This is a genomic window from Gelidimonas denitrificans, from assembly GCF_055694065.1.
In genome coordinates this window covers 1,335,832-1,360,911 of the sequence record NZ_CM146350.1, presented here as the reverse complement: position 1 = coordinate 1,360,911, position 25,080 = coordinate 1,335,832, and the positions used below count along the sequence as shown (strand labels likewise).

The window sequence follows — 25,080 nt, the reverse complement described above, 5'->3', positions numbered from 1 at the left end:
AAATTCACTAAAATACAATATTCCAATATACAGAACTAATATTCAATATAATGGATATTACTGACAGAAGAAAATTTTTGCAATCATGAAAAGCAATCAACCCGCCAATTCCCCGCCTAAAATCGGCGCCGCCCTGCAAAAAATGCGGCTTGAACGCGGCTTGACGCTGGAGGATTTATCGCGTGTGGCTGGCGTCTCGAAGTCGATGCTGTCCCAGATCGAACGCGAAAAAGCCAACCCGACCATTGCCATCACCTGGCGCTTGGCCAATGCACTGGGAGTCGGCATTGGCGAATTGCTGACCAGCCAGACTCCGCTGGCGACAACCATACGCACCCTGGAAGCGCATGAAACTCCCACTCTGCCCGGCGACCATGCCGGATATGTGATGCGCATACTTGGCCCGATGGAACTGGCCGGAAAATTTGAATGGTATGAATTGACGCTGGCGCCGAACGGCGAACTGGCATCCAATCCACACGATCCCGGCACGGTGGAACACCTGAGCTTGTTGCACGGCGCAATGGAACTGGAAGTCGGCAGCGAAAAGAAAAAACTGAAAATCGGCAGCACCGCCCGTTATCCGGGCGATCAGCAACACGCTATTCGCAACACCGGCAAAACCGAAGCCAGGGCGCTGATGGTGGTGATTCACCGCTGAAATAGTGCAGGCATCCATGCCTTTTGATATTACCCATATTTACCAAATTAATAACTGTCATTGAAATTTAGAATTTGCGATCAGTTTGTTTAGGCTACATACTGATTGGATCGTTTTAGCTTCGACCCCAATCAAAATTGATTTCAGCCCGCTCACGAAGTGGGTTTTTTTACGTATCATTTTCTCCATTGGCAGCGCCGTCTGCCTTGCAGAGCAATATGAATAAGGATTGAAAAATGCTTGAAAAATATCTGGATCGTATACGTTTGCCCCTATTACATAGCAAGGTGACCACTGCTGCGGCCGCCGCCGAGTGGGTGCAAGATGGTATGACTGTCGGCATGAGCGGCTTTACCCGCGCCGGCGACGTCAAAAAGGTGCCGCTGGCATTAGCCGAGCGGGCTCGCCATGAGAAGTTGAAAATCACGCTGATAACCGGCGCCTCGCTCGGCCACGATGTAGACAAGATATTGACCGAGGCCGGCGCGCTGGCGCGCCGGATGCCGTTCCAGGCTGATCCGGTGCTGCGCGCGGCAATCAATCGCGGCGAGGTGATGTATATCGATCAACATCTGTCGGAAACGGTTGAAATGCTGCGCACCCGACAGCTCGCGCCGATTGACATCGCCATCGTTGAAGCCATCGCCATCACCGAAACCGGGGCCATCGTTCCTTCCACCTCGGTGGGGAACACTGCCAGCTTTGCGATTTTTGCCGAAAAAGTGATTGTCGAAATCAACCTGACCCAATCGCTGGAACTCGAAGGTCTGCACGATATATTCATCCCCAAACATCGGCCGCAACGCGAACCGATGCCGCTGATGACGCCGCATGACCGGATTGGCACTACGGCAATTGAAATTCCATTCGAAAAAATCGTCGCCATCGTCATTACCGACGAAAAAGACAGTTCCTCGACCATCCTGCCCGCCGACGCAGAAACCGCCGCCATCGCCGGCCATCTGGTCAATTTTTTCAAGCAGGAAGTGGCACTGGGACGATTGACCGACAGCCTGTTGCCGATCCAAGCCGGCATCGGCACCATCGCCAACGCGGTAATGATGGGCTTCGTCGATAGCCCGTTCGAACACCTGGTGATGTATTCCGAGGTGCTGCAAGACTCCACCTTTGATCTGTTCGACGCCGGCAAACTCGATTTCGCTTCCGGTTCCTCGATTACCCTGTCCAGGGAAAAGAGCAAACAAGTATTTGGCGATATCGGCCGCTACAAGGATCGTCTGGTATTGCGCCCGCAGGAAGTCACCAACCATCCTGAAGTCATTCGCCGGCTTGGCATCATCGCCATCAATACCGCGCTCGAAGCGGACATCTACGGCAATGTCAATTCGACCCATGTGCTGGGCACGCACATGATGAACGGTATCGGCGGCTCGGGCGATTTTGCGCGCAACGCCTATCTGTCGGTGTTTGCCACCAAATCGATTGCCAAAGGTGGCAAGATATCCAGCATCGTGCCGATGGTGTCGCATGTCGACCACACCGAACACGATGTCGATATTCTGGTCACCGAAATCGGCCTGGCCGACCTGCGCGGACTGGCGCCGCGCGAGCGGGCCCAGGTCATCATCAATCAGTGCGTGGCGGAGCCTTACCGCCAACTCCTCAACGAGTACGTGGCAAAAGCCAATCAGGGCGGCGGACAAACGCCGCACGTGCTGGAACAAGCATTTTCATGGCACACCCGCTACCGCGACACTGGTTCCATGCTGCCGCCAGGCGTACATCCGACGCCGGAAATCGAACTGATTCGCTTGTTGTCCGAGCCGTTGGAAAATTCCGAAATGCAGCCGGTTTAGGCTGCAAACACAAATGAAATGACGGGGGTATGCCAAATAACATGGCATTCTCCGCATAGTTAGATTGCGGCGTGTAGATATACAGACTATTGTATATCTACACGCCGCTTTACTTTCCTGCAGTCGAAAACGGGCCGTTCAACTTTCCCAAGTTATACCCGGCGGCATTGTATCGTTGCCGCATCTTTTTGCAAGGCATCGATCAATGGCTGCGGAATCGGTCCATCCACGTCGGTGACCGCATAGCCGAGCGCGCCGCGGGTTTGCAATTGCTGGGCGACGATATTCAGGCCGAACTGCGCGAACTGCAGGTTCATGCGGGCGATCACGCCAGGTTCGTTGCGATGCACATGCAGGATGCGGCTGAAATCGCCCTTATCCTGATGCGCCACTTCGGGGAAATTGACCGCCGACTTGGTAGTACCAGCCTGCAGAAAACGCGCCAGCTTGTCGGCGACTTCGAAGCCGATATTTTCCTGCGCTTCTTCGGTGCTGCCGCCGATATGCGGGGTCAGGATCACGTTGTCGAGATCGAGCAAAGGCGACACGAACGGTTCTTTCTCGTTGCTCGGCTCGACCGGAAATACATCAATTGCCGCCCCCGCCAATTTCTTGTCGCGCAACGCGCGGTTGAGCGCATCGATATCGACCACATTGCCGCGCGATGCGTTGATCAGCACCGCCGACGGCTTCATCTGCGCAATGCACTCGGCATTCATGATGTTTTCCGTGCTGTGCAAGCCCGGCACATGCAAGGTGACGATATCTGACTGTTCCAGCAATGCTTGCATCGATGGCACCGGCGTTGCATTGCCCAGCGGCAGCTTGTTTTCCGGGTCAAAGTAGACTACCCGCATGCCGACGCTTTCGGCCAAGATGCCGACCTGGGCGCCGATATTGCCGTAACCGATAATCCCGATCACCTTGTTCCGGACTTCAAACGCGCCCTGCGCATTCTTGTCCCAGACACCGCGATGCGCCTTGGCGTTCTTTTCAGGGATGCGGCGCAACAGCAGGATGGCTTGCGCGATCACCAATTCGGCCACCGAACGGGTATTCGAAAACGGCGCATTGAACACCGGCACGCCATGCTGCGCCGCCGCAGCGAGATCGACCTGGTTGGTGCCGATGCAGAAGCAGCAGATAGTCTTCAGCTTGGGCAAGGCCGCCAAAACTTCAGCAGTAATATGGGTGCGCGAACGGATACCGACCGCATCCGCGTCCAACAGCGCGGCAATCAGTTCCGGCCCCGACAATGCAGCCGATATTTGCACCACATCGGTCAAACCGAACGCGGCCAGATGGGCCGCAGCATTCGGGTGAATATTTTCCAGAAGGACTATTTTGCGCATTGTTTTTTCCATTTGCAGGTTAAGAGGCATTTGAAATAAATATTAGCATGGCAGGCAAAAGCGGGTTGTCGGCGCTCCAATTTCGCATCACTAACAAGCCACCCTCTAAGAAAATAATTGTCAGCTCGTTTATAATTCTTTTTTAACCGATTCTTAAGCTATTTACGCTTACTGCTACTTATTATGTCTTCTATTTCTATTAAAACTCCAGACGATATCGTTGGTATGCGGATCGCCGGCAAACTCGGCGCGGACGTCCTGGACTTCATTGCACCCTACGTGAAGGCCGGCGTGACCACGGGCGAACTCGACCGCCTGTGTCATGAATACATGACCGACGTGCAAGACACTATTCCAGCGCCGCTGAATTATTGCCCGCCCGGCTACACTCCTTTCCCGAAAGCCATTTGCACCTCTGTCAATGACGTTATTTGCCACGGGATTCCGGGCGACAAAGTGCTCAAGAATGGCGATGTTATTAATCTTGACATCACGATCATCAAGAACGGCTACCACGGCGACACCAGCCGCATGTTCTTTGTGGGCGAGCCATCGATCCTGGCCCGACGCCTGAGCCTGATTACCTATGAATGCATGTGGCTGGGCATTTCGAAAATCAAGCCCGGCGCGCATCTGGGCGATATCGGTTTCGTTATCCAGCAGCACGCCGAAAAGGCGGGATACAGCGTAGTGCGCGAATTCTGCGGCCACGGCATTGGCAAGGTATTTCATGAAGAACCGCAAGTTCTCCACTACGGCCGTCCTGGCACGCTGGAAGAGCTCGCGCCGGGCATGATTTTCACGGTGGAACCGATGATCAATGCCGGACGGCGTGAACTGCGCGAAATGGGTGATGGCTGGACCATCAAAACCAAGGATCGCAGCCTTTCCGCGCAATGGGAGCACATGATTCTAGTGACTGAAACAGGCTATGAAGTGCTTACCCTGTCTCCCGGCATGCCGCCACCGCCGGCATTTATTACCAATACGCCAGCCAGCATAGTCACATTCTGAATATGGCATCGCTTGCGCTGGCACTGAAGGAACAACTGAAGTCGGAACGGCAAACTGCCATCCTGGCTTTCCAGGCGGATAGCAAACCTGACAAGCTCCTGAAAGCCTTGCGCAAGAACGTCGATGCCGCACTGATACGCGCCTGGCAAGCGCTGGCGTTGCCTGCTTCGGTGGCTTTGGTGGGTGTTGGCGGCTATGGCCGCGGCGAGTTATTCCCTTGCTCGGATGTGGATTTGCTGGTGCTGTTGCCATCCAGTCCGGATGCACAGCTCCAGTCCACACTGGAACAACTGGTGCAGCTACTGTGGGATATCGGGCTGGAAATCGGTCACAGCATCCGCACTATCGACGAGTGCCTGAGCGAGTCCGAGGCCGACATCACGGTTAAAACCGGCCTGCTGGAAGCCCGGTTGGTGACTGGCAACAAAAAACTGTTCCAGTTTCTGCAGGCCCGGTACATGGCGGCGATGAACCCGCAGACTTTTTTTCAGGCCAAAATGCTGGAACTGCATCAGCGCCATGCGAAATATGAAGACACCCCGTACAGCCTGGAGCCGAACTGCAAGGAAAGTCCTGGCGGATTAAGGGATTTGCAAGTCATTCTGTGGGTCGCAAAAGCGGCCGGACTGGGCAATTCCTGGCGCGAACTGGCCGAAAGAGGCTTGATCACGGCCACCGAAGCGCGCCAGTTGACGCAGAAAGAACGCGCCTTCACGGATATCCGCATACGCTTGCACATCCATGCCGGCCGGCGCGAAGACCGCTTGCTGTTCGATGTGCAAACGCCGATCGCCGAAACCTTCGGCTTCGTCACCACAGATGCCTGCCGGGCCAGCGAATTCTTGATGCAGCGCTATTATCGGGCCGCAAAAACGGTATCTCAATTAAATTCCATCCTGCTGCAAAACATCGAGGTGCAGCTATTTCCGCGGCCGATCAATCCGCGCGCGATCAACGAGCGCTTCAATGAAGTCAACGGTTTCATCGATATCGCGCAGAACGATACTTTCGAGACCAGTCCATCGGCCATGCTGGAGGTATTCCTGCTGCTGGCGCTGCATTCGGACCTGGAAGGCATGAGCGCGCGCACCTTTCGCGCGCTGTGGCATGCACGTTTCGAAATCGACGAAAGCTTCCGGCGCGAACCCGCCAATCGGGCCTTGTTTCTTGCCATTCTAAAGGCGCCGCAAGGCATCACGCATGCGCTCAGAAGGATGAACCAGACCGGCATCCTGGGCCGCTATCTGCCCAATTTCAGGCGCATCGTAGGCAGGATGCAGCACGATTTGTTCCATGTGTACACGGTAGACCAGCATATTTTGATGGTGGTGCGCAATGTGCGTCGCTTCACGATGACCGAGCATGCGCACGAATACCCGTTCTGCAGCCAGTTGATGGGCAACTTCGCCCAACCTTGGCTGCTGTACATCGCAGCCTTGTTTCACGATATTGCAAAAGGCCGTGGCGGTGACCATTCCAAGCTGGGAATGGTCGATGCCAGCAAATTCTGCAAGGATCACGGCTTAAGCAAAGTTGACACCGAGCTGATCGTTTTCCTGGTCGAAAACCATCTGACAATGTCGCAAGTCGCGCAAAAAAAAGATTTGTCGGACCCCGATGTGATTCTCGGTTTTGCCCAAATGGTAAAGGACGAGCGCCATCTGAGCGCACTGTATTTGCTGACTGTGGCCGACATTCGGGGCACCAGCCCCAGAGTCTGGAATGCCTGGAAAGGCAAGCTGCTGGAAGACCTGTACCAACTGACGTTGCGGGTGTTGGGTGGCGAATCGCCTTCCACCGACCGCGAATTCCGGAACCGGCAGGAAAATGCGCTGAAGACGCTGCGCCTGTATGGCTTGCCGGCAAACGCGCACGCCGCGCTCTGGAAGCAACTCGATGTCGCCTACTTCCTGCGCAGCGACGCCGCTGATATCGCATGGCAAACCCGCTCACTGTATGACAAAATCGACAGTCCGCTGCCTATCGTTAAAAGCCGGCTGGCGCCGATTGGCGAAGGCTTGCAGGTAACGGTCTACACCCGCGACCAGCCCGATCTGTTCGCCCGCATCTGCAGTTACTTCGATCACAAGAATTTCAGCATTCTCGATGCCAAGATCCACACCACCAGGCATGGTTATGCACTCGACACATTTTTTGTCACGGAAACGACTTTCGCCAATAATTACCGCGACATCATCAACCTGATAGAACACGAGTTGACCGAACTGCTCCGGAGTTCGGCAGCGCTGCCGGCGCCGAGCCAAGGTCGCCTGTCGCGCCTGTCGCGCACCTTCCCGATCAAGCCGACCGTCGATTTGCGCCCGGATGAGCGCGGCCAATATTATCTGCTATCGGTTTCCGCCAACGACCGCAACGGTTTGCTGTATGCGATTGCAACTGTGCTGGCGAAATACAAGGTGAATCTGCACATGGCAAAAATCATGACGCTGGGCGAGCGGGTTGAAGACGTTTTCCTGATCGACGGCCCGATACTGAATAACGCCAAAACCCAAATCAAGCTCGAAACCGATTTACTGGAAGCGCTGCGCGTATAATTGCGCCCCTCCAATCGGGGCTTTCGCATTCTGCAGCCTCGCACTCACACTAAAATTGATACTTATCGCCATGTCTGAACCCCTTCGCTTATCCAAACGCATGTCTGAACTGGGTCTTTGCTCGCGGCGCGAAGCCGACGCATGGATCGAACGCGGCTGGGTTCGCGTCGATGGCGCGGTGGTGTCGGTGCTGGGAAGCAAAGTCTTGCCCAGTCAGAAAATAACGGTCGAACGCCAGGCCAGTGCCGAACAATCGAAACGCGTCACGATACTGATCAACAAACCGATGGGCTATGTCAGCGGTCAGGCTGAAGACGGCTATACACCTGCGATCGCGCTGGTGAAAGCGGAAACCCGATGGCAGGAAGACGCGTCGCCGGAAAAATTCCACCCGACCCAATTGCGCAGCCTGGTGGCCGCCGGGCGGCTGGATATCGATTCGGTCGGCCTGCTGGTCTTGACGCAAGATGGCCGCGTCGCCAAGCATTTGATCGGTTCCGACACCAGCGTCGAGAAGGAATATCTGGTCAGGGTGAAATACGGCAAGCCGGGGAAGTTGCCCGAGGACCAGCTAAAACGCCTGAATCACGGCTTGATGCTTGACGGCAAGTCGCTGCTGCCCGCAAAAGTAAAATGGCAAAACGAGGATCAACTCAGTTTTACCTTGCGCGAAGGTAAAAAAAGACAGATTCGCCGCATGTGCGACATCGTGGGGTTGGAGGTGCTCGGTCTGAAGCGGGTACGGATCGGCAATGTCAAACTGGGCGACTTGCCGACTGGCGAATGGCGTTATTTGCGGGCTGACGAGCGCTTCTGAGAGATTGTTACGCGCCTTGTAGGTGCGAATTTATTCGCACTCTTAACGACTCCATGCGGACTTGTGCGAATAAATTCGCACCTACGTACAGTGCGCACCGATTAGTTATCAATATAAAAATAACGGGGAGTATCATAAAAAACACCATATTTTCCGCATATTTTATATGCGGAAAATAAAAATACCAATAGCAGTATAGATATCACGCCAAACTCGACCAGAAAATCTGCTGCAATCGTCTGCAGCCGCTCTCAAACATAATCATTCGTCGCTGTCCGCTTCCAGTTCGGGAAACAGCACGTCCACATAACCGAACTGCGTCATGTCCCTGATGCGCATCGGGTACAGGATGCCTTCCAGATGGTCAACTTCATGTTGCACCACGCGGGCATGGAAATCTTCCACATCGCGGCTGATGATATTGCCGAACTGGTCCATGCCTTGGTAATGCAACATCTTCCAGCGCGGCACCATGCCGCGCAAACCCGGCACCGACAGACATCCTTCCCAGCCATCCTCGGTTTCCTGCGACAGCGGCGTCAGTTGCGGATTGATCAAAACCGTTTCGGGCACTGCCGGCGCATCCGGATAGCGGGTATTTTTCCCGAAGCCGAAGATCACCAGTTGCAGGTTGACCCCGATCTGCGGCGCGGCGAGCCCGACGCCTTTGACCGCATGCATGGTGTCGAACATGTCGGCGATCAATTCATCCAGTGCGGCACTGGCAAACTGCGTCACTGGCTCCGCTTTGCGCAGCAACCTTGGGTCGCCCATTTTCAGAATTGGCCGGATCATACTGGTTTTAACTCCATCAAAATGAAAGACTGCGCAGATAGTCGGCGAACGCCGCACCGGTTTCCGGATGCTTCAAACCCAATGCGACGCTGGCTTGCAGGTAGCCTAATTTGGAACCGCAATCATAGCGGGTGGCAGCGTAGCGATACGCATATACCGGCTCGTTTTGCAACAATTGGGCGATTGCATCGGTCAATTGAATCTCGCCGCCCAGCCCTTTGCCCTGACGCTCCAGGTAATCGAAAATCCGGTTCGATAATACATAGCGCCCGCTGACGGCAAGCGTCGACGGCGCATGCTCCGGCATTGGCTTTTCGATGATGCCACTCATGCGCTCCAGGCGCTCGCTGTGCGGCGTGCTGCTGACGATGCCGTATTGCCGCGTCAATGCGCGCGGCACGTCTTGCACCGCAACGATGCTGGCTTGCTCGGCGTCATAGAGCCGGGTCATTTGCGCCATCACGGACGGCTGGCCGCTATCGGCATCCATCAGATCGTCGGCCAGCAAAACGGCAAACGGTTCGTCACCGATCACCGGGCGCGCGCACAGTACCGCGTGCCCCAGCCCCAGCGGCGCCGACTGGCGTATGAAGATGCAATTGATATGGGGCGGAATCACGCCGCGCACCAGCGCCAGCAATTCCACCTTGCCGGCCGCTTCCAGTTCGGCCTCCATTTCATAGGCCTTGTCGAAATGGTCTTCGATGGCCCGCTTGTTGCGTCCAGTGATAAAAACCATGTCGGTGATGCCGGCCGCTACCGCTTCCTCGACTGCGTACTGGATCAGGGGCTTGTCAACAATCGGCAACATTTCTTTCGGTTGCGCCTTGGTCGCTGGCAAAAAACGGCTGCCCAGGCCGGCTACCGGAAAAACAGCTTTTGTGATTTTTTTCATGTTTATTTATGGTTGCGACAACAGGTTCAAAAGACCTGCTTCATCGATGATCGTAATGCCCAGTTCCTGCGCCTTGACCAGCTTGCTGCCAGCTTCTTCGCCGGCCACCACTATGCTGGTTTTTTTGGAGACGGAACCGGCGACTTTGCCGCCCGCCGCCTCGATCATCGCCGCAGCGACGTCGCGGGTCAGCGTGGGCATGCTGCCGGTGAGGACGAAAGTCTGGCCCAGCAGAGGCCGGGGACTGGTTTCGGCAACGCTGTTTTCTGCCCAGTGGACCCCGGCTGCGCGCAATTGCGCTATCAATTCGATATTCAGCGGATCGGCAAAAAACTGGGTAATGGATTTAGCCACCACCGGGCCGACATCAGCCACTTCCAGCAATTGCGCATCGGACGCCTGCGTCAACGCGTCGAGGGTGCCGAAATGACTAGCCAGCGCTTTGGCAGTGGCTTCGCCGACATGCCGGATGCCCAATGCATAAACGAAGCGTCCGAGCGTGGTTGACTTGGATTTTTCCAGCGCATCCAGCACGTTCTGGGCCGACTTGTCAGCCATGCGGTCGAGCGCGGCCAACGAAGTCAGGCCGAGTTTGTACAGATCGGCTGCGGTGGTAATGACGTGCCGGTCGACCAATTGGTCGATCAACTGATCGCCCAGGCCCTCGATATCCATCGCCTTGCGCGAGGCAAAATGCTGCAAGCCGCCCTTGCGCTGGGCCGCGCACTTGATCCAGCCGCCGGAGCAGCGCGCTATCGCTTCATCTTCCAGCCGCACGATGGCCGAGCCGCACACCGGACAGTTGCCGGGCATCACGAAACGGCGCGCATCCTGCGGCCGCTGCTCAGGCACGTAGGCCACCACTTCCGGTATCACATCGCCGGCGCGGCGCACGATGACGGTGTCGCCGATGCGGATATCCTTGCGGTTGACTTCATCCTCGTTGTGCAGCGTCGCATTGGTCACCGTGACGCCGCCGACGAACACCGGTGCCAGCCGCGCCACCGGCGTGATTGCGCCGGTGCGCCCGACCTGAACTTCGATCTCCTGCACTACCGTCAGCGCTTCTTCGGCCGGGAACTTGTGCGCCAGCGCAAAGCGCGGGGCACGCGAAACAAAGCCCAATTTTTGCTGTTCGACAACAGAATTCACCTTGTACACGACACCGTCGATGTCATACGGCAATTCCGCCCGCTTTTGCCCGATATATTTAAAATACTCCAGCAAGCCCGCCGCACCGCCGCACGTAGTTCGCTCGTTACAGACCGGTACTCCCATGTTGCTATACCAATCGAGCAAGGCGGAATGGGACGGCGGCAACGCGACGCCTTCCAGTGCGCCGATGCCGTAGGCAAAAAAACGCAGCGCCCGCTGGGCAGTGATGCGCGAATCGAGTTGGCGCAGGCTGCCGGCGGCGGCATTGCGCGGGTTGGCGAATTCCTTTTGTCCGGCGGCGCGCTGGCGTGCATTGAGGCGGGCGAAGTCCGCCTTGTACATCAATACCTCGCCGCGAATATCGATCAGCGCCGGCGGCGTACTGGTATGGAGCCGCAGCGGAATGGCGCGCACGGTGCGAATGTTTTTAGTGACATCCTCGCCGGTGGCGCCATCGCCACGCGTGGCCGCCTGGGTGAAGACGCCGTGTTCATAGCGCAAGTTGATCGCCAGTCCATCGAATTTGAGTTCCGTCGCATATTCGATTTCCTGCTGGCTATGGCTAGGATTCTGTGCCAGCGCTTCTTTGGCGCGGCGGTCAAAGGCGATGATGTCGGCTTCGTTGAAACCGTTGTTGAGCGACAGCATCGGCACCGAATGCGTGACTTGCGAAAACTGGCCCAGCGGGGCCGCGCCGACGCGCTGGGTAGGCGAATCGGCGCTTATCAGTTCGGGATGCGCGGTTTCGAGCGCCTGCAGTTCGCCAAACAGCTTGTCGTATTCCGCGTCCGGGATGATCGGCTGATCGAAAACATAATAAGCAATGTTGTGCCGACCCAACTCAGCGCGCAGCCAAACCACGCGCGCCTGCCAGTCTGCCGGAGCAGCACCATCGCTGCCTGTGTTGCCGATGCTGTCGCTGCCGCCATTTGGTACTGCAAATAAATCGGAAGACATCATTGAAATAAGCGCTGCGCCCGGTTGGAGCCAGCCGGGATTTCCGATGCATCCATATCTTCATAAAAGGCAGCGACCTGGGACGCGATTTCGGCCAGCGCTTCATCGGTCAGAGCCTGGCTATCGTCATCCACCACCGATCCGCCCAATTTGACGGCCAGCAGCTTGGCACAGGCCGTCATCGCGCCGTAACCGTCGCGCAGCGGTGCCACACTAGGCACTTCCAGCAACAAGGTGAGACGGGCCGTGGTGGGAGTGATCGTGACGGTGGCAGCGGCGGTGGCGGGTGCTGCGGGCTTGGCATTGACTGACAGCAGGAACAGATTGCCGCCGTCGCCGTCCGGCATGCTGTAACGGCCGTCAGGGCGATGCTCGAAGCCAATTTTTTTCAACATCGGGCGCAAGCTGTTGAGCGCCCACGGTGCGCCGTTGGTGTGGATATTGATGCCTAACTGCACGTCATGCTCGACGATGAAGCGATGCAACTCACGCGCAATATAGATCACTTCCGCCATATCGGGCACGTCGGGTTCGGCGCCCATCTTATCGGCCACCTCGCGCAGTCGCATTACCAGTTCGGAATATTCAAGCTCAGTCAATGCGCTGCTGCGGTTAGCCAATTGCACACCGGCTTGCAGCGCGGTGTATATGCCGTCGCTGCACACCGCTTCCCAGATCTGATCCTGGCGCTGGCCGATGAAATGAATCGGCTTGCTGCCGATTTGCGTCAAGGTTTGCAGTGCCGGCAATATTGTTGCGCCATGCACCGTGCCCTCCAGCATCAGGGGAATATTGCAATCGATGAGCGGATCGACCGGCAGCTCCTGCGCCGGCACTGGTATTTGCGCTTCCACGTGCGCGGCAGCATCCACAGCGTCCAGCGCGCCTGGCGCTTGATTCGCGTCATCCGTTACAGCAGTATCGTCGCCGCGAGCGGCAAAGCTGGGCTCATGCCGCACGTCCACAACGGCGTCAGCCTCAGCCGCACCCGAAGGCTGCATCAGGACGTCGTCGTGATTGCTTGAAAATGCGCGTTCAACGCTTTTCTTGGCCTTGTATTCCTGCCATTTGTTATAGGAGATGACACCGACTACGATGGTGCCGCCGATGGCGATTAAGCTTGTTTGTAAGTCTGTCATGCGGCTTGGCCCTCTAAAGCGAAATTGGCTGCGGACTGCATGTCCACCGCCACAATACGGGATACCCCTTGTTCCTGCATGGTAACGCCGATCAATTGTTGTGCTATTTCCATCGCGATCTTGTTATGCGAAATGAACAGAAACTGGGTTTTTGAAGACATGCGCTTGACCATGTTGCAAAAACGCTCGGTATTCGAATCGTCCAGCGGCGCATCGACTTCATCCAGCAGACAAAATGGGGCGGGATTGAGCTGGAACATTGAAAACACCAGCGCCGTTGCTGTTAAAGCCTTCTCCCCGCCGGAAAGAAGGTGAATTGTTGCATTTTTCTTGCCGGGCGGTTGTGCCATCACCATTACCCCGGAATCCAGAATTTCATCGCCGGTCATCATCAGCCTGGCCTGGCCGCCGCCGAACAGGATCGGGAACAGTTCGGCAAAATGGGCATTGACCTGGTTGAACGTCTCCTGCAACAGCTCGCGGGTTTCCTTGTCGATGCGGCGAATCGCGTCTTCCAGCGTATCGATGGCTTCGGTCAGGTCGGCATTCTGCGCATCCAGGAAATTCTTGCGTTCAGCGGCCTGCGACAGTTCGTCCAGTGCGGCCAGATTGACCGCGCCCAGAGCGGCGATGGCATTGGCGAGCCGCGTGACTTCGCCTTGCAGGTAGGACGGCCGCAGGTCCGGATGCAGTTTTTCGTTCAAGGCGACCTCATCGGCATCGGCTTCCAGCAATTGCTGGGTGAATTGCTCCTGATTCAGGCGCGCAGCCTGTTCTTTCAATTGCAGCTCCATGATTTTGTCGCGTTGCGGCTGCAAATTGCGCTCGGTTTGTGCGCGCGCATCTTCCAGATGCCGCAACTTTTGGGTGATCTGATCGAGTTCATGGCGCGCATCCGACAACGCGCGTTCCTGCGCGCTGCGTTGCTCCAGCAGGGTCTGCAAGCCGGCGTCGGTGGTCTGATCGTTCAGGTTTTCCAGTTCCAGCGTGCCTTGCTGCATCGTCACCGCCAGTTGCGACGATTGCTCCAACGCGGTGGCGATATTGCGTTTTAGCTCATCCATTTTGTTGCGCTGCGATTTTTCGGCAAATACCGCATCCTGTGCGGCCCGCTCCAATTCACGCAAGCGCTGCCGGGCGTCAGCCAGTTGCAGCTCTTTTTCCAGATACGCGGTCTGCCCATCCTCGTGCGCACCTTGCAATTCTGCCAGCGCGGCATCCCGTTCTTCAAAACGGGCTTCGGACTCGCCCTGGATCTGTTGCTGCTCGGCTTCCTGCTCGGCAATTTCAGCCAAGTCGCTGACAATTTGTCCGCTGCGCTGATTGAAGCGTTCCTGCACTTCGGACAATTTAACGACCTCCATCTGCAAGCCGTGTACCGCTTGCGTCAGGCTGCCCACACTCTGACGGCTGTCCTGCAATTGTCTGGCCGCTTGCGACAGCGCCGCGTCGGCCCGCACCGCACGCGACCTGGCCTGTTCCGCCAACAATTGTTGCGCACGCACTTGCTTGCCGAGGTTTTCTATCTCTTGCTGGCGCGCCAGCATGCCGTCCTGCTCGGAGTCGGCGGCATAAAACCGCACTCCGGCGCGACCGATCACATGCCCTTGGCGGGTCACGAAACAGCCGCCCAATGGCAAATTGTTGCGCTCAGAAAATGCACTGGCGGCATCGTCAGCCACAAAAACCCCGTGCAGCCAATCCTGCAGCAGCGAGCGCAAGCCTGGGTCATTGAGTTTCAATAGCGTCAATAACGGTGTCAATCCGTCCGGTGCAACTTCGGTGTGCGGCGCACCATTGAGTGAAAACAACGCCAGCTTGGCTGGCGGCACGTCGCCAAAGAAAGCCTTGGCCCAGTCCAGGTTCGACACTTCCAGGGCAGAAGTGCGCTCGCGCAAGATCGACTCCAGCGCGGTTTCCCAGCCCTGCTCGATCTGCATTTTTTGCCACAGGCGCGGCAGATTACCTAATTCGTGCTTGTCGAGCCAGGGCTGTACTTTGCCTTGATTCTGGACGTTTTCCTGCAATTGCCTGAGGGCATGCAAGCGCGCTTCCAGTTGCGCGTTGCTGGCCGCCTCAAGATTGACTTGCTCTTGCGCATTGCTGCGCTCCTGCTCCAGCGCCGGTTGCTGCTCTTGGGCAATTTCCAGTTGCAGCGCAGCTTCTTCCAGCGTCGCCTGCTGCTGTTCCAGCTGCATTTTCAGGTTGGCAAGATGCGTGTTGTCCGGCATCTGCAAACCATTTTTCTCTTGCGACAGCCGTTCGCGGCGCACTGTCAGTCCGTTCAGGATATTCGACGCATTGCGCTGATGCGCCGACTCCAGCTCAATTTGCTGCTGCGCCTGCATGATCTTGCCGCGCGATTCGGTGGTGCTGTCCTGCGCTGCGCGCCAAGCCTGTTCTAGCTGGGGCAACTTGTCGCTGGCCAGTTGCAACGTTTGCTCCGCGTGCTCGACCAGAGCGCCCTGCTCTTCCAGACTGAATTCGGCCTCGGCAAACTGATCCTGGTTCTGCTGGCTTTGACGCTGCCATTGATCGCGCTGTGCAGTCAATGCGGCCAGCTGGTTTTGCAAGCGGTTGCGCGACTCGATGACAAACTTGATTTGCGCTTCCAGGCTGCCGATCTCGGCATTGGTCTGGTACAGCGCGCCTTGCGCCTGATGCATGTGGTCGCCCATCGCATAATGGGTCTGGCGCATCTGCTCCAGTTCCAGTTCGCTGTGGCGCAACTGGGCGGTGTGCTGCTCCAGATCGGTTTGCGCCTGTTCGATGTCGCGGAAATATTTTTGCTGCTCGATCTGCGCTTCGTTCTTGCGCAACAACCAGAGCAATTTCTGCTTCTCATCCTGATCGGTCTGCATTTGGCGAAATTTTTGCGCCACTACCGCCTGGGCTTCCAGCTTTTCCAGGTTGGTATTCAGTTCGCGCAGGATGTCTTCAAGCCGGAGCAGGTTTTCGCGCGTGTCCTTCAGGCGGTTTTCGGTTTCGCGGCGGCGTTCCTTGTATTTGGATACGCCGGCGGCTTCTTCGAGGAAAATCCGCAACTCTTCCGGGCGCGCCTCGATGATGCGCGAAATCATGCCCTGGCCGATGATCGCGTAAGCACGCGGCCCCAGCCCGGTGCCCATGAAAATATCCTGGATATCGCGCCGTCGCACTACCTGGTTGTTGATGTAATAGTTTGACGCGCCGTCGCGCGTGAGCGTGCGTTTGACCGCGATTTCCGCATATTGACCCCAAGCGCCGGATGCGCGTCCGTTGGCATTGTCGAATAGCAGCTCAACCGAGGCGCGCCCAGCCGGTTTGCGGTGGGTCGAACCGTTGAAAATGACATCCTGCATCGATTCGCCGCGCAACTCGGAAGCCTTGGATTCGCCCAGGACCCAGCGCACCGCGTCGATGATGTTGGATTTGCCACAGCCGTTCGGCCCCACCACGCCGACCAGCTGCCCCGGCACTTGAAAATGTGTCGGATCTACAAAAGACTTGAATCCTGACAACTTAATGGAAGATAGGCGCACGTTGGGAGCAGTTCTTCTCTTGATCGTTAAAAAGCGGTTTAAAAATGCAGGGAATAATGTTCTCTTAATAATACGAGAAAATATCCCGCAAAAGGCCGCAATGATAGCAGTTCAGGCAATTCGCATGACACTTTCAGGCGCATTTCCGGCTTGGCTTGCTGCAGCGCAAACAAAGCACGGACCGGTATAATGTCGCGATCCCGTTTTGGCCTTTACAGGCGCCAATCGCTCCATTTTCGTCAATCACTGCCTCTTATCCGATACCTCCGTGAATCCACTCCTACAAAATCTCCAGCCGTACCCTTTCGAGAAACTGCGGCAGCTATTTGCAGGGATCACGCCGAATCCTGCGTTCAATCCGATCAGCCTCGGCATTGGCGAACCTAAGCACGCCACGCCGGCTTTCATCCAGCAAGCGCTGACGGACAATCTGGCGGGCCTGGCGAGTTACCCCAGCACCGCCGGCAGCGACGCATTGCGCAGCGCAATCGCCGGCTGGCTGGAACGCCGCTATCGCTTGCCAAAGCTCGACCCTGCCAGCCAGATACTGCCGGTCAATGGTTCGCGCGAAGCCTTGTTTGCGCTGGCGCAGACCGTGGTCGACCCATCCCGGCACGATGCGCTGGTGGTGTGCCCGAACCCGTTTTACCAGATTTATGAAGGCGCCGCCTATCTGTCCGGCGCCCAGCCCTACTTCGTCAATTCCGACCCGGCGCGCAATTTCGCCCCTGATTACGCAAGCGTTCCGGCTGCCATCTGGCAGCGCGTGCAACTGCTGTATGTCTGCTCGCCGGGCAACCCGACTGGCGCGGTGCTGACGCTGGACGACTGGAAGGAATTGTTTGATTTGTCCGACCGCTATGATTTCGTGATCGCGGCTGACGAGTGTTATTCCGAAATTTACTTCAAGGCCGAAGCGCCGCTGGGCGCACTGGAAGCCGCCCATCAACTGGGGCGCAGCGATTACCCGCGCCTGATCGTATTTTCGAGCCTGTCGAAACGCTCGAATGTGCCCGGCATGCGTTCCGGCTTTGTGGCCGGCGACGCCGAATTGATGCGGAAATTTTTGCTGTATCGCACCTATCAGGGCGGCGCCATGAGCCCGTCAGTCCAGGCCGCCTCGGTCGCAGCCTGGAACGACGAAGCCCATGTGGTGGAAAACCGCGTGCTGTATCAGCAAAAATTCCGGCAAGTCACGCCGCTGCTGCAAACGGTGCTGGATGTCGATTTGCCTGATGCCGGTTTTTACCTGTGGGCCGATGTCAGCCGGCACACTGCACTGTCGGACGTCGAATTCGCGCGGCAACTGTATGCCGAATATAATGTGACGGTTTTGCCAGGCAGCTATCTGGCCCGCGAGGCGCACGGCGTCAACCCGGGTCGCAACCGCATCCGCATGGCTCTGGTGGCCGAAGTGGCCGAATGCCTGGAAGCGGCGCGCCGCATCGTCGCATTCACCCAAAAACTGCGCAGCATAGATTAATCAATTGATTAACCCCTAACCTACAAGAGCAATCCAATGACCCAGCAACTCCAGCAAATTATCGATGCCGCGTGGGAAAATCGCGCCGACTTCTCCCCATCATCAGCTCCGGCAGAGGTCCGCGATGGCGTTGCGCACGTCATCGAGCAACTCAACGACGGCAGCCTGCGGGTTGCGCAAAAAGACAGCGGCGCATGGGTCGTCAACCAGTGGATCAAGAAAGCGGTATTGCTGTCGTTCCGACTGGAAGAAAATATTGCGATGCCATCCGGTGCGCACATGCAGTTTTACGATAAAGTGCCGACCAAATTCGCCAACTACAGCGCGGACGACTTCGCCAAAGGCGGCTTTCGCGTGGTGCCGCCGGCCGTTGCGCGCCGCGGCTGCTTCCTGGGCAAGAATGTGGTGCTGATGCCGTCTTTCGTGAATATCGGCGCTTATGTCGATGAAGGCACGATGGTCGATGCCTGGGCCACCGTCGGCTCCTGCGCCCAGATCGGCAAAAACGTTCACCTGTCCGGCGGCGTCGGCATCGGCGGCGTGCTGGAACCGATGCAGGCCAACCCGACCATCATCGAAGACAACTGCTTCATCGGCGCCCGCTCGGAAATCGTCGAAGGCGTGATCGTCGAGGAAAACTCGGTAATTTCGATGGGCGTGTATATCGGCCAGTCGACCAAGATTTACGACCGCGCCACCGGCGAAGTCACTTATGGCCGCATTCCTGCCGGCTCGGTTGTGGTGTCAGGCAACCTGCCTTCCGCCGACGGCAAATACAGCTTGTACTGCGCCGTCATCGTCAAGCGCGTTGACGCCAAAACACGGGCCAAGACCGGCATCAACGAATTGCTGCGCGAAGCTTGATGGTAATGCGGCGGATTCCGTCAGTGGTAGGGTGCGCCATGCGCACCCTACGGAAAATAGGTAGTATGGCAATTTTCATGGAATTCCCCGCATATATTCATTGCGCTTGTTAAATATACTCTAGTCACCAGTAAGGCGGATGAAACCCACCCTTCCCCCTAAAGTGCGGATGACCGTGTCATGCATGTCAACTTACAAAATTGGACTCCAATGATTAACCAGGAATTCATCACCGGCCTGATTCTGGCCGGCGGCCGCGGCTCTCGCATGGGCCATGTGGATAAAGGCTTGCAACCATTCCGCGATGCGCCGATGGCGCTGCACGTGATGCTGCGACTGTCGCCGCAAGTGGGTGACCTGATGATTAATGCAAACCAGAACCTGGCGCCGTATGAAAGTTTCGGGGTGCCGGTATGGCCGGATGAATTCGGCTCTTTTGCCGGGCCGCTGGCCGGCCTGCAGACTGGCCTGAACCATTGCACTACGCCTTATCTGGTCACCGCTCCCTGCGATACGCCGTTTTTGCCGACCGATCTGGTGGCGCGCCTGTCGGCCGCGCTGGAAGCCGCGGATGCCGACCTGGCGGTTGCGGCCACCGGCGCAGGTCCGACGCGCCAGCCGCATCCGGTGTTTTGCCTGTTGAAGACATCCTTGCTGCCGCAACTGACCGATTATCTGCAAGGCGGCGGTCGCAAGGTCGATGGCTGGTATGCCAATCTAAAAACCGTCGAAGTGCAATTCGAGGACGAAGCGGCCTTCCGCAACATCAATACGCTGGAAGAATTGCGCCAATTCGAAATCCTGTAGTCCGGCCTCCGTTCACAATAGGCGGTCTGTTGTCAGCTATTCGCCTATTTTTTCCGCCTACTTTTACCTCTCGCTACCTGCCATGACCGAAACCCACCGAGCCCTGTCCGACGTTGTCAGCTGCCTGACCGATTACGACCCCAACGCGTTGCCGGTAGCGCAGGCGCAACAGATCATCCGCAGTTTCATCCAGCCGGTAAATGCGATCGAAAAAGTCGCGATCCGCGCTGCGCTGGACCGCGTGCTGGCGGCCGACATCGTGTCGTCCATCAATGTGCCGGCGCATGACAATTCGGCGATGGATGGCTACGCGTTGCGCGGCAGCGATCTGATTGTCGATACGGACCTGGCCTTGCGCGTGATCGGCGCCGCCTACGCCGGCCGCCTATTCGACGGCATGGTTGGCAGCGGCGAATGCGTGCGCATCATGACCGGCGGCGTGATGCCGGACGGCTGCGACACCGTGGTGCCGCAGGAATTCACCCAAAATGCAACACAAGACAGCGTCACCCTGCCCGCCGGCGTGGTCAGAACAGGCGACAATCGCCGCCTGAAGGGCGAAGACTTGGCGGCCGGACAAGCCGCGCTGCGCATGGGAAAAATCCTGCGTCCCGCCGATCTGGGCTTGCTGGCCTCGCTCGGGGTTGCCGAAGCGCCGGTGCAGCGCCGCCTGCGGGTGGCGTTCTTTTCCACCGGCGACGAACTGCGCTCAATTGGCGAACCGCTGGATGCAGGCTGCGTCTACGACAGCAACCGCTACACGCTGTTTGGCATGCTGACCCGGCTCGGCTGCGACCTGATCGACATGGGCGTGGTCAAGGATGACCCGGCCGCGCTCGAAGCGGCCTTTCGCAACGCGTGCGAAAACGCCGACGCCGTCATCACCTCAGGCGGCGTCTCGGTCGGCGCGGCCGACTACACTAAGCAAATAATGGCGCAGCTGGGCGACGTCACATTCTGGAAAATCGGCATGCGCCCGGGCCGCCCGATGGCTTTCGGCCGCATCAATTCGGGCGGCAAAAGCGCGATCCTGTTCGGCCTGCCCGGCAATCCGGTCGCCGTCATGGTGACGTTCTACTTTTTGGTGCGCGACGCGCTGCTGCACATGATGGGAGCGAACCTATCTGCAGCAGCGCTGCCGCTGCTGCGCGCCAGTGCGCAATCGGCGATTCGCAAAAAAGCCGGCCGCACCGAATACCAGCGCGGCATTCTGTCAACCGACGCCAGCGGGCAACAGCAGGTTCGCATCACCGGCAGCCAGGGCTCCGGAATTCTGCGCTCGATGTCAGAGGCCAATTGCATGGTGGTGCTGCATCATGAACAAGGCAATGTGGCGGCAGGAGATGCGGTCGATGTGTTGCTGTTCGAAGGTTTGCTGTAACAGATTTTAGAAAAAATATACACCAGCACGTATGCCTAAAAACACCACACTTGCCGCATATAAATAATGCGGTAAGTAAAAATACCCCATATTTTATTAGAATAATCGGCAAATATTCGGCCAGCGCCAAAAGACCTCTAAACCACTTCGGTTCGGAAATCTCTTATTCAGTTCGCGCCAGTCAATTGCACATACAAACGCGGCAACACTTGCGGCAGTTCAGCCGCGTTTTTGACCATGACATAACCGTTGGCGCCAAACAGATGCGGCAGATAATCGCCGGCTTTTTCATCGATGGTCACGCAAAACGGCGTCAGGCCGAGGCGACGTGCTTCCTGAATCGCCACCCGCGTGTCTTCGATGCCATAGCGACCTTCGTATTTATCGAGATCGTTGGGCTTACCGTCGGTCAGAATCAACAACAGGCGACGGGTCGATTTCTGCTTTGACAGAATCGCGGCGGAGTGGCGGATTGCCGCTCCCATGCGGGTATAAAAGCCGGGTTTCAGGGCCGCCAGCCGGCCGCGAATGGTGTCGTTGTAGCGCTCGTCAAAACCTTTGAGCAAATGAAAACGGATGTTCTGACGCCGCACCGAAGAAAAGCCATACAGCGCGAAACGGTCGCCGGTGGCAGCCAGCGATTCGCCAAACAGCATCAGACTGTCGCGAATGATGTCGATCACCCGCGCCGAATTATTGATCCAGGCATCGGTCGATAGCGACAGATCCGCCAGCAGCAAACAAGACAAATCGCGCAACTGCTTGCGGTTGTCGATGTACAGCCCCGGCTCGGCAATCGGCGCGCCGCTGGCCTTTTCCGCCGCGTAGCGCACGCAGGCATCCAGATCGAGGTCACTGCCGGAAACCTGGCCCTTGAGCCGGGCCGGTGCCGTGTTCAAGGATTGGAACTGGTTGCGCAAACGTCGTGCGGTGGCGCGCAAGGCGAGCGGCAGCGGGCATGGTTCGGCGTCGCGGGCCAGCATCATTTGCAGGCGGCAATGGGCCGGTTGCAATTGCTGTTTGCGGTAATGCCATTCCGGCAGCAGGATGCCGTCCACCAGCACAAAATCGTCATCCGATTCGGCCGGCAGATCGAGGTCGAAACGAATCCGGCTGGCCGTGGTCTTGCCGTCGTTGGCGACGCTGAGAAAGTCGAGATCGTTGGCGGCCTTGGCAGCGTTATCGTTTTCATCCTCATCCAGCGGCCGGTTGACCTTCACATATTCAGCCCACGAAAACAGGCTCTCGGCGCGAAACATCAACATGAAAGGGCTGTCATTTTCCGGCATGTCGACCGCTTCGGCGCGGCGTTTGCGCGCTTCGGCATCGGTGCTGACTTTGCTGCCTTCCGGCTGCTTCGGCGCGTTCTGCTGCGCTTTAGGCTGCGCGCCCAAGGCCACCGGCGGCTCCGGATGCAACCACAGCGGCACCGGAGCCGGCGGATTTTTACCGGGCGTAAAGTCTGCGATGGAACCCGGCTGGGATAAGGCGGCCCGAATCGCCACCTCTGCGGCCGCATCCAGCGGCGGCAAACTAGCGGGGTCTGTGCGCTGTGCAATTACTGCATCGCACAGATTTCGGTAGCGCGTCTGCATGCCGGGCAGCGCTTGCAACGTGGCTTGGACCGCCTTTTGATTGCGCACAATCCAGCCCGCTTCGGGCGCAACATCATGGGCCGCCAACGCGATCAACCACAGGTACAACTCGCGGTTTTGAGCGCGTTCGGGAAAAGTGTCGATCCAGGCCGGCAGATACAAGGTGGCATCGTCGAGCCAAGCCAATTCCACTTTCTGGCCGATGCCGGCAACCCGCTCCAGCCATTTGCGTTTAGCGCCGTGCGCGGTGGCGGTACCGGCACTGATTGTCAGCCCGGCGTCGCCGCCCAGCGCCCGGAAAAAAATCGGTGCGATGCGTTCGATTTCTTTCAGGTCAACCCGCGCTTTGGGAAAACCCTGATAAGCGGTGCGCGTGATCAGCTTGTCCCACAGACCGCCAATGAATTGTTCCATTTACTTACCTTTCTTTGCCTTCCTGGCTATCGGAGTTTGCGGGGGCTTCGCGCAAGTGCGTTATCTGTATCGTGCGCGCCCGTGCGGTGCTGCCATTCAATGCCGCCTCCGATTCGGCCCGGGCTTCGTGCACCCAGTGCAGCAGCGTGCCGCCCGGATTATCGGTCTGGGTTTGTTCGCAGGCATCGACGCACTGGCCGCACTGCACGCAGGCAAACATCAGGCGCTTCACATTACGGGGATTGAGCCGCATCGGGCATACGTGATCGCAGGCGGAATAACAGCTGGCGCAATCCTTGCCACGCGCGCGTTCGAAACCGACCACCATGGCTTTTTTGTTGCCCATCCACGCCAGACTCTGAAACAAGCCCACAGCGCAACCGTAGCGGCAAAACAGGTGACGCGCAAACATGAATTCGACAAAAAAGGCCAGGCTGCCGGCAATCAGAAAAATGCTCTGGTTGCGGGTGAGCGTGCGATGCCAAAGATTGCCGTAAATTTCGAATGGCGGCAGCAAATACGTCAGCAAAACCACTGCCCACAGCATCGAAAAGCCAATCACCAGCGGTATCACCGCGCACCACCAGATCGCATCTTTGCGCGTTTCGCTGCCATCCGGATTGCGCGCTGGCAGCGGTTCCCGGTCCCACAAGCTTTGCTTGCCGATGGCCCGCCGCAAGGTTTGGTTGATAGTTTCGACCACTGAAAAATGGGGGCAGAGCCAGCCGCAGTACAGGCGGCCCCACTTCCAGCTGACGAAAATCAGCGTGCCGCCAATCGCCAGCAGCGGTAGGAAGCCGCGCAATACGATATTGGCCGCCGCCTGATTTGATGAAATCCGCCCCGCAGCGAAGGCGTCTAGCCCGAGCGTCCAGTTGAAGCCGAACAGAATGAAATGTTTGAGATTCAGGTCCAGCCGAAAAATATCAAATACCGGCGCCAGAATGAACAGGATGAAAAACCCGGCCTGCGTAAACTGACGCCAACGCTGCACCGACAGACCGGCCGCGGGGTGCGCGGCGTTCATCGTCCGAAAGTTGCCTTGACCACTTCCAGTAAAGCCGCAGCAGTGTCGGCGTCATCGGTCAGCGGCTCGATCAGCGCGGCTTCGCAAGCCGTCACCGGATCGCAACCGGTCTTGATCAGGGTCGCTGCGTACACCAGCAAACGGGTCGAGGCGGCCTCTTCCAGATCGTGATCTTTCAACTGCCGGAAATGCCCGACCAGCGACACCAGACGTTGCGCCAGTAAAGAATCGATGCCGGTTTCGCTGACAATAATCTGCTGCTCCAGCTCGGCCGGCGGAAAGTCGAAGCTGATCGCGATAAAACGCTGGCGCGTCGATGGCTTCAGGCTTTTGAGCAAATTCTGGTAGCCGGGATTGTACGAAACCACCAGCATGAAATCATCCGGCGCATGCAATTCTTCGCCGGTACGCTCGATCGGCAAAATGCGCCGGTCATCGGTCAATGGATGCAGCACCACCGTGGTGTCCTTGCGCGCCTCGACCACTTCATCCAGATAACAGATGCCGCCTTCGCGCACTGCACGGGTGAGCGGGCCGTCGGACCAGATCGTTTGACCATCGCCAATCAGATGCCGTCCAACCAGATCGGCTGCGGTCAGATCGTCATGACAGGCAACCGTAATCAGCGGGCGCGCCAGTTTGGCAGCCATGTGGGCGACAAAACGCGTCTTGCCGCAGCCGGTCGGGCCCTTGATCAGCAGCGGCAGGCGATTCTGAAATGCATATTCGAACAACGTGCACTCATTGCCGACCGGCTGGTAAAACGGAATGGCAATCTTGGCCAAGAGGCCAGGTGCAGTCCTGTCGTTCATTTACATCTCCGGTTAAATT

At 57.4% G+C, this 25,080-nt stretch carries 18 protein-coding genes; 9 read left to right on the top strand and 9 right to left on the bottom strand.

Annotation, left to right across the window (positions count from 1 at the left end; genetic code table 11):
• Positions 1-85: 85 nt before the first annotated feature.
• Together FKCLFG_RS06405 and FKCLFG_RS06400 are read left to right on the top strand one after the other, a co-directional pair.
• A complete protein-coding gene (locus FKCLFG_RS06405; protein ID WP_472615386.1) occupies positions 86-661 on the top strand; it encodes a helix-turn-helix domain-containing protein in 576 nt (191 codons plus the stop codon).
• 236 nt (positions 662-897) lie between these two features.
• Positions 898-2,478, top strand: a complete 1,581-nt coding sequence (locus tag FKCLFG_RS06400) for an acetyl-CoA hydrolase/transferase family protein (RefSeq protein WP_472615385.1) — start codon at positions 898-900, stop codon at positions 2,476-2,478.
• A 152-nt stretch (positions 2,479-2,630) separates the two neighbouring features.
• On the opposite strand, the gene serA is transcribed toward FKCLFG_RS06400, so the two are convergent.
• A complete protein-coding gene (gene serA / locus FKCLFG_RS06395) occupies positions 2,631-3,860 on the bottom strand; it encodes a phosphoglycerate dehydrogenase (protein WP_472615384.1) in 1,230 nt (409 codons plus the stop codon).
• 153 nt (positions 3,861-4,013) lie between these two features.
• On the opposite strand from serA, the gene map reads away from it, so the two are divergent.
• From map to FKCLFG_RS06380, 3 genes are all read left to right on the top strand, one after another.
• Entirely contained in the window at positions 4,014-4,844 is an 831-nt protein-coding gene (gene map / locus FKCLFG_RS06390) for a type I methionyl aminopeptidase (RefSeq protein WP_472615383.1), read from the top strand.
• Positions 4,845-4,846: 2 nt separating this feature from the next.
• On the top strand, positions 4,847-7,399 hold the full coding sequence (locus FKCLFG_RS06385; protein WP_472615382.1) for a [protein-PII] uridylyltransferase: 2,553 nt from the start codon (positions 4,847-4,849) through the stop codon (positions 7,397-7,399).
• Between the two features lie 70 nt (positions 7,400-7,469).
• Entirely contained in the window at positions 7,470-8,216 is a 747-nt protein-coding gene (locus FKCLFG_RS06380) for a pseudouridine synthase (RefSeq protein ID WP_472615381.1), read from the top strand.
• 261 nt (positions 8,217-8,477) lie between these two features.
• On the opposite strand, the gene def is transcribed toward FKCLFG_RS06380, so the two are convergent.
• From def to smc, 5 genes are read right to left on the bottom strand one after another with little or no spacing between them, the layout of a single operon-like run.
• On the bottom strand, positions 8,478-9,011 hold the full coding sequence (gene def, locus FKCLFG_RS06375) for a peptide deformylase (protein ID WP_472615380.1): 534 nt from the start codon (positions 9,009-9,011) through the stop codon (positions 8,478-8,480).
• Positions 9,012-9,027: 16 nt separating this feature from the next.
• A complete protein-coding gene (galU, locus tag FKCLFG_RS06370; RefSeq protein ID WP_472615379.1) occupies positions 9,028-9,906 on the bottom strand; it encodes a UTP--glucose-1-phosphate uridylyltransferase GalU in 879 nt (292 codons plus the stop codon).
• Between the two features lie 6 nt (positions 9,907-9,912).
• Positions 9,913-12,018 carry an NAD-dependent DNA ligase LigA gene (gene ligA / locus FKCLFG_RS06365; protein WP_472615378.1) on the bottom strand — a complete coding sequence of 702 codons (2,106 nt, stop codon included), beginning with the start codon at positions 12,016-12,018 and terminating at the stop codon, positions 9,913-9,915.
• Positions 12,018-13,157 carry a cell division protein ZipA C-terminal FtsZ-binding domain-containing protein gene (locus FKCLFG_RS06360; protein ID WP_472615377.1) on the bottom strand — a complete coding sequence of 380 codons (1,140 nt, stop codon included), beginning with the start codon at positions 13,155-13,157 and terminating at the stop codon, positions 12,018-12,020. Before FKCLFG_RS06360 ends, ligA begins: the two co-directional genes overlap by 1 nt.
• Positions 13,154-16,678 carry a chromosome segregation protein SMC gene (smc, locus tag FKCLFG_RS06355; RefSeq protein ID WP_472615376.1) on the bottom strand — a complete coding sequence of 1,175 codons (3,525 nt, stop codon included), beginning with the start codon at positions 16,676-16,678 and terminating at the stop codon, positions 13,154-13,156. The genes FKCLFG_RS06360 and smc overlap by 4 nt, the downstream gene beginning before the upstream one ends.
• A 268-nt stretch (positions 16,679-16,946) precedes the next feature.
• Here smc and dapC point away from each other — a divergent pair, with 268 nt between their 5' ends.
• The 4 genes from dapC (at position 16,947) to moeA (ending at position 21,213) form a co-directional block, all read left to right on the top strand.
• Positions 16,947-18,161, top strand: a complete 1,215-nt coding sequence (gene dapC, locus FKCLFG_RS06350; protein ID WP_472615375.1) for a succinyldiaminopimelate transaminase — start codon at positions 16,947-16,949, stop codon at positions 18,159-18,161.
• Between the two features lie 36 nt (positions 18,162-18,197).
• The gene (gene dapD, locus FKCLFG_RS06345; protein WP_472615374.1) at positions 18,198-19,025 is read left to right on the top strand and encodes a 2,3,4,5-tetrahydropyridine-2,6-dicarboxylate N-succinyltransferase; all 828 of its coding nucleotides are present in this window, start codon (positions 18,198-18,200) and stop codon (positions 19,023-19,025) included.
• A gap of 210 nt (positions 19,026-19,235) precedes the next feature.
• On the top strand, positions 19,236-19,832 hold the full coding sequence (mobA, locus tag FKCLFG_RS06340; protein WP_472615373.1) for a molybdenum cofactor guanylyltransferase MobA: 597 nt from the start codon (positions 19,236-19,238) through the stop codon (positions 19,830-19,832).
• Positions 19,833-19,914: 82 nt separating this feature from the next.
• Positions 19,915-21,213, top strand: a complete 1,299-nt coding sequence (gene moeA, locus FKCLFG_RS06335) for a molybdopterin molybdotransferase MoeA (protein ID WP_472615372.1) — start codon at positions 19,915-19,917, stop codon at positions 21,211-21,213.
• A gap of 167 nt (positions 21,214-21,380) precedes the next feature.
• On the opposite strand, the gene FKCLFG_RS06330 is transcribed toward moeA, so the two are convergent.
• The 3 genes from FKCLFG_RS06330 to FKCLFG_RS06320 are packed head-to-tail and all read right to left on the bottom strand — an operon-like array spanning position 21,381 to position 25,061.
• Complete coding sequence (locus tag FKCLFG_RS06330; RefSeq protein ID WP_472615371.1) at positions 21,381-23,222, bottom strand: nitric oxide reductase activation protein NorD; 1,842 nt, start codon at positions 23,220-23,222, stop codon at positions 21,381-21,383.
• A 4-nt stretch (positions 23,223-23,226) separates the two neighbouring features.
• Positions 23,227-24,249 (bottom strand): 4Fe-4S binding protein, encoded by a 1,023-nt coding sequence (locus tag FKCLFG_RS06325; RefSeq protein WP_472615370.1) that lies wholly within the window; start codon positions 24,247-24,249, stop codon positions 23,227-23,229.
• The gene (locus FKCLFG_RS06320) at positions 24,246-25,061 is read right to left on the bottom strand and encodes an AAA family ATPase (RefSeq protein ID WP_472615369.1); all 816 of its coding nucleotides are present in this window, start codon (positions 25,059-25,061) and stop codon (positions 24,246-24,248) included. Before FKCLFG_RS06320 ends, FKCLFG_RS06325 begins: the two co-directional genes overlap by 4 nt.
• Positions 25,062-25,080: the final 19 nt, after the last annotated feature.

Excerpts from the sequence above, each read along its gene's own strand:
- ligA (WP_472615378.1), bottom strand. The coding sequence starts at position 12,018 with ATGTCTTCCGATTTATTTGCAGTACCAAATGGCGGCAGCGACAGCATC.
- FKCLFG_RS06385 (WP_472615382.1), top strand. The coding sequence starts at position 4,847 with ATGGCATCGCTTGCGCTGGCACTGAAGGAACAACTGAAGTCGGAACGG.
- def (WP_472615380.1), bottom strand. The coding sequence starts at position 9,011 with ATGATCCGGCCAATTCTGAAAATGGGCGACCCAAGGTTGCTGCGCAAA.
- FKCLFG_RS06380 (WP_472615381.1), top strand. The coding sequence starts at position 7,470 with ATGTCTGAACCCCTTCGCTTATCCAAACGCATGTCTGAACTGGGTCTT.
- map (WP_472615383.1), top strand. The coding sequence starts at position 4,014 with ATGTCTTCTATTTCTATTAAAACTCCAGACGATATCGTTGGTATGCGG.
- FKCLFG_RS06360 (WP_472615377.1), bottom strand. The coding sequence starts at position 13,157 with ATGACAGACTTACAAACAAGCTTAATCGCCATCGGCGGCACCATCGTA.
- FKCLFG_RS06405 (WP_472615386.1), top strand. The coding sequence starts at position 86 with ATGAAAAGCAATCAACCCGCCAATTCCCCGCCTAAAATCGGCGCCGCC.
- FKCLFG_RS06325 (WP_472615370.1), bottom strand. The coding sequence starts at position 24,249 with ATGAACGCCGCGCACCCCGCGGCCGGTCTGTCGGTGCAGCGTTGGCGT.
- dapD (WP_472615374.1), top strand. The coding sequence starts at position 18,198 with ATGACCCAGCAACTCCAGCAAATTATCGATGCCGCGTGGGAAAATCGC.
- mobA (WP_472615373.1), top strand. The coding sequence starts at position 19,236 with ATGATTAACCAGGAATTCATCACCGGCCTGATTCTGGCCGGCGGCCGC.
- FKCLFG_RS06400 (WP_472615385.1), top strand. The coding sequence starts at position 898 with ATGCTTGAAAAATATCTGGATCGTATACGTTTGCCCCTATTACATAGC.
- galU (WP_472615379.1), bottom strand. The coding sequence starts at position 9,906 with ATGAAAAAAATCACAAAAGCTGTTTTTCCGGTAGCCGGCCTGGGCAGC.
- moeA (WP_472615372.1), top strand. The coding sequence starts at position 19,915 with ATGACCGAAACCCACCGAGCCCTGTCCGACGTTGTCAGCTGCCTGACC.
- serA (WP_472615384.1), bottom strand. The coding sequence starts at position 3,860 with ATGCCTCTTAACCTGCAAATGGAAAAAACAATGCGCAAAATAGTCCTT.
- FKCLFG_RS06330 (WP_472615371.1), bottom strand. The coding sequence starts at position 23,222 with ATGGAACAATTCATTGGCGGTCTGTGGGACAAGCTGATCACGCGCACC.
- FKCLFG_RS06320 (WP_472615369.1), bottom strand. The coding sequence starts at position 25,061 with ATGAACGACAGGACTGCACCTGGCCTCTTGGCCAAGATTGCCATTCCG.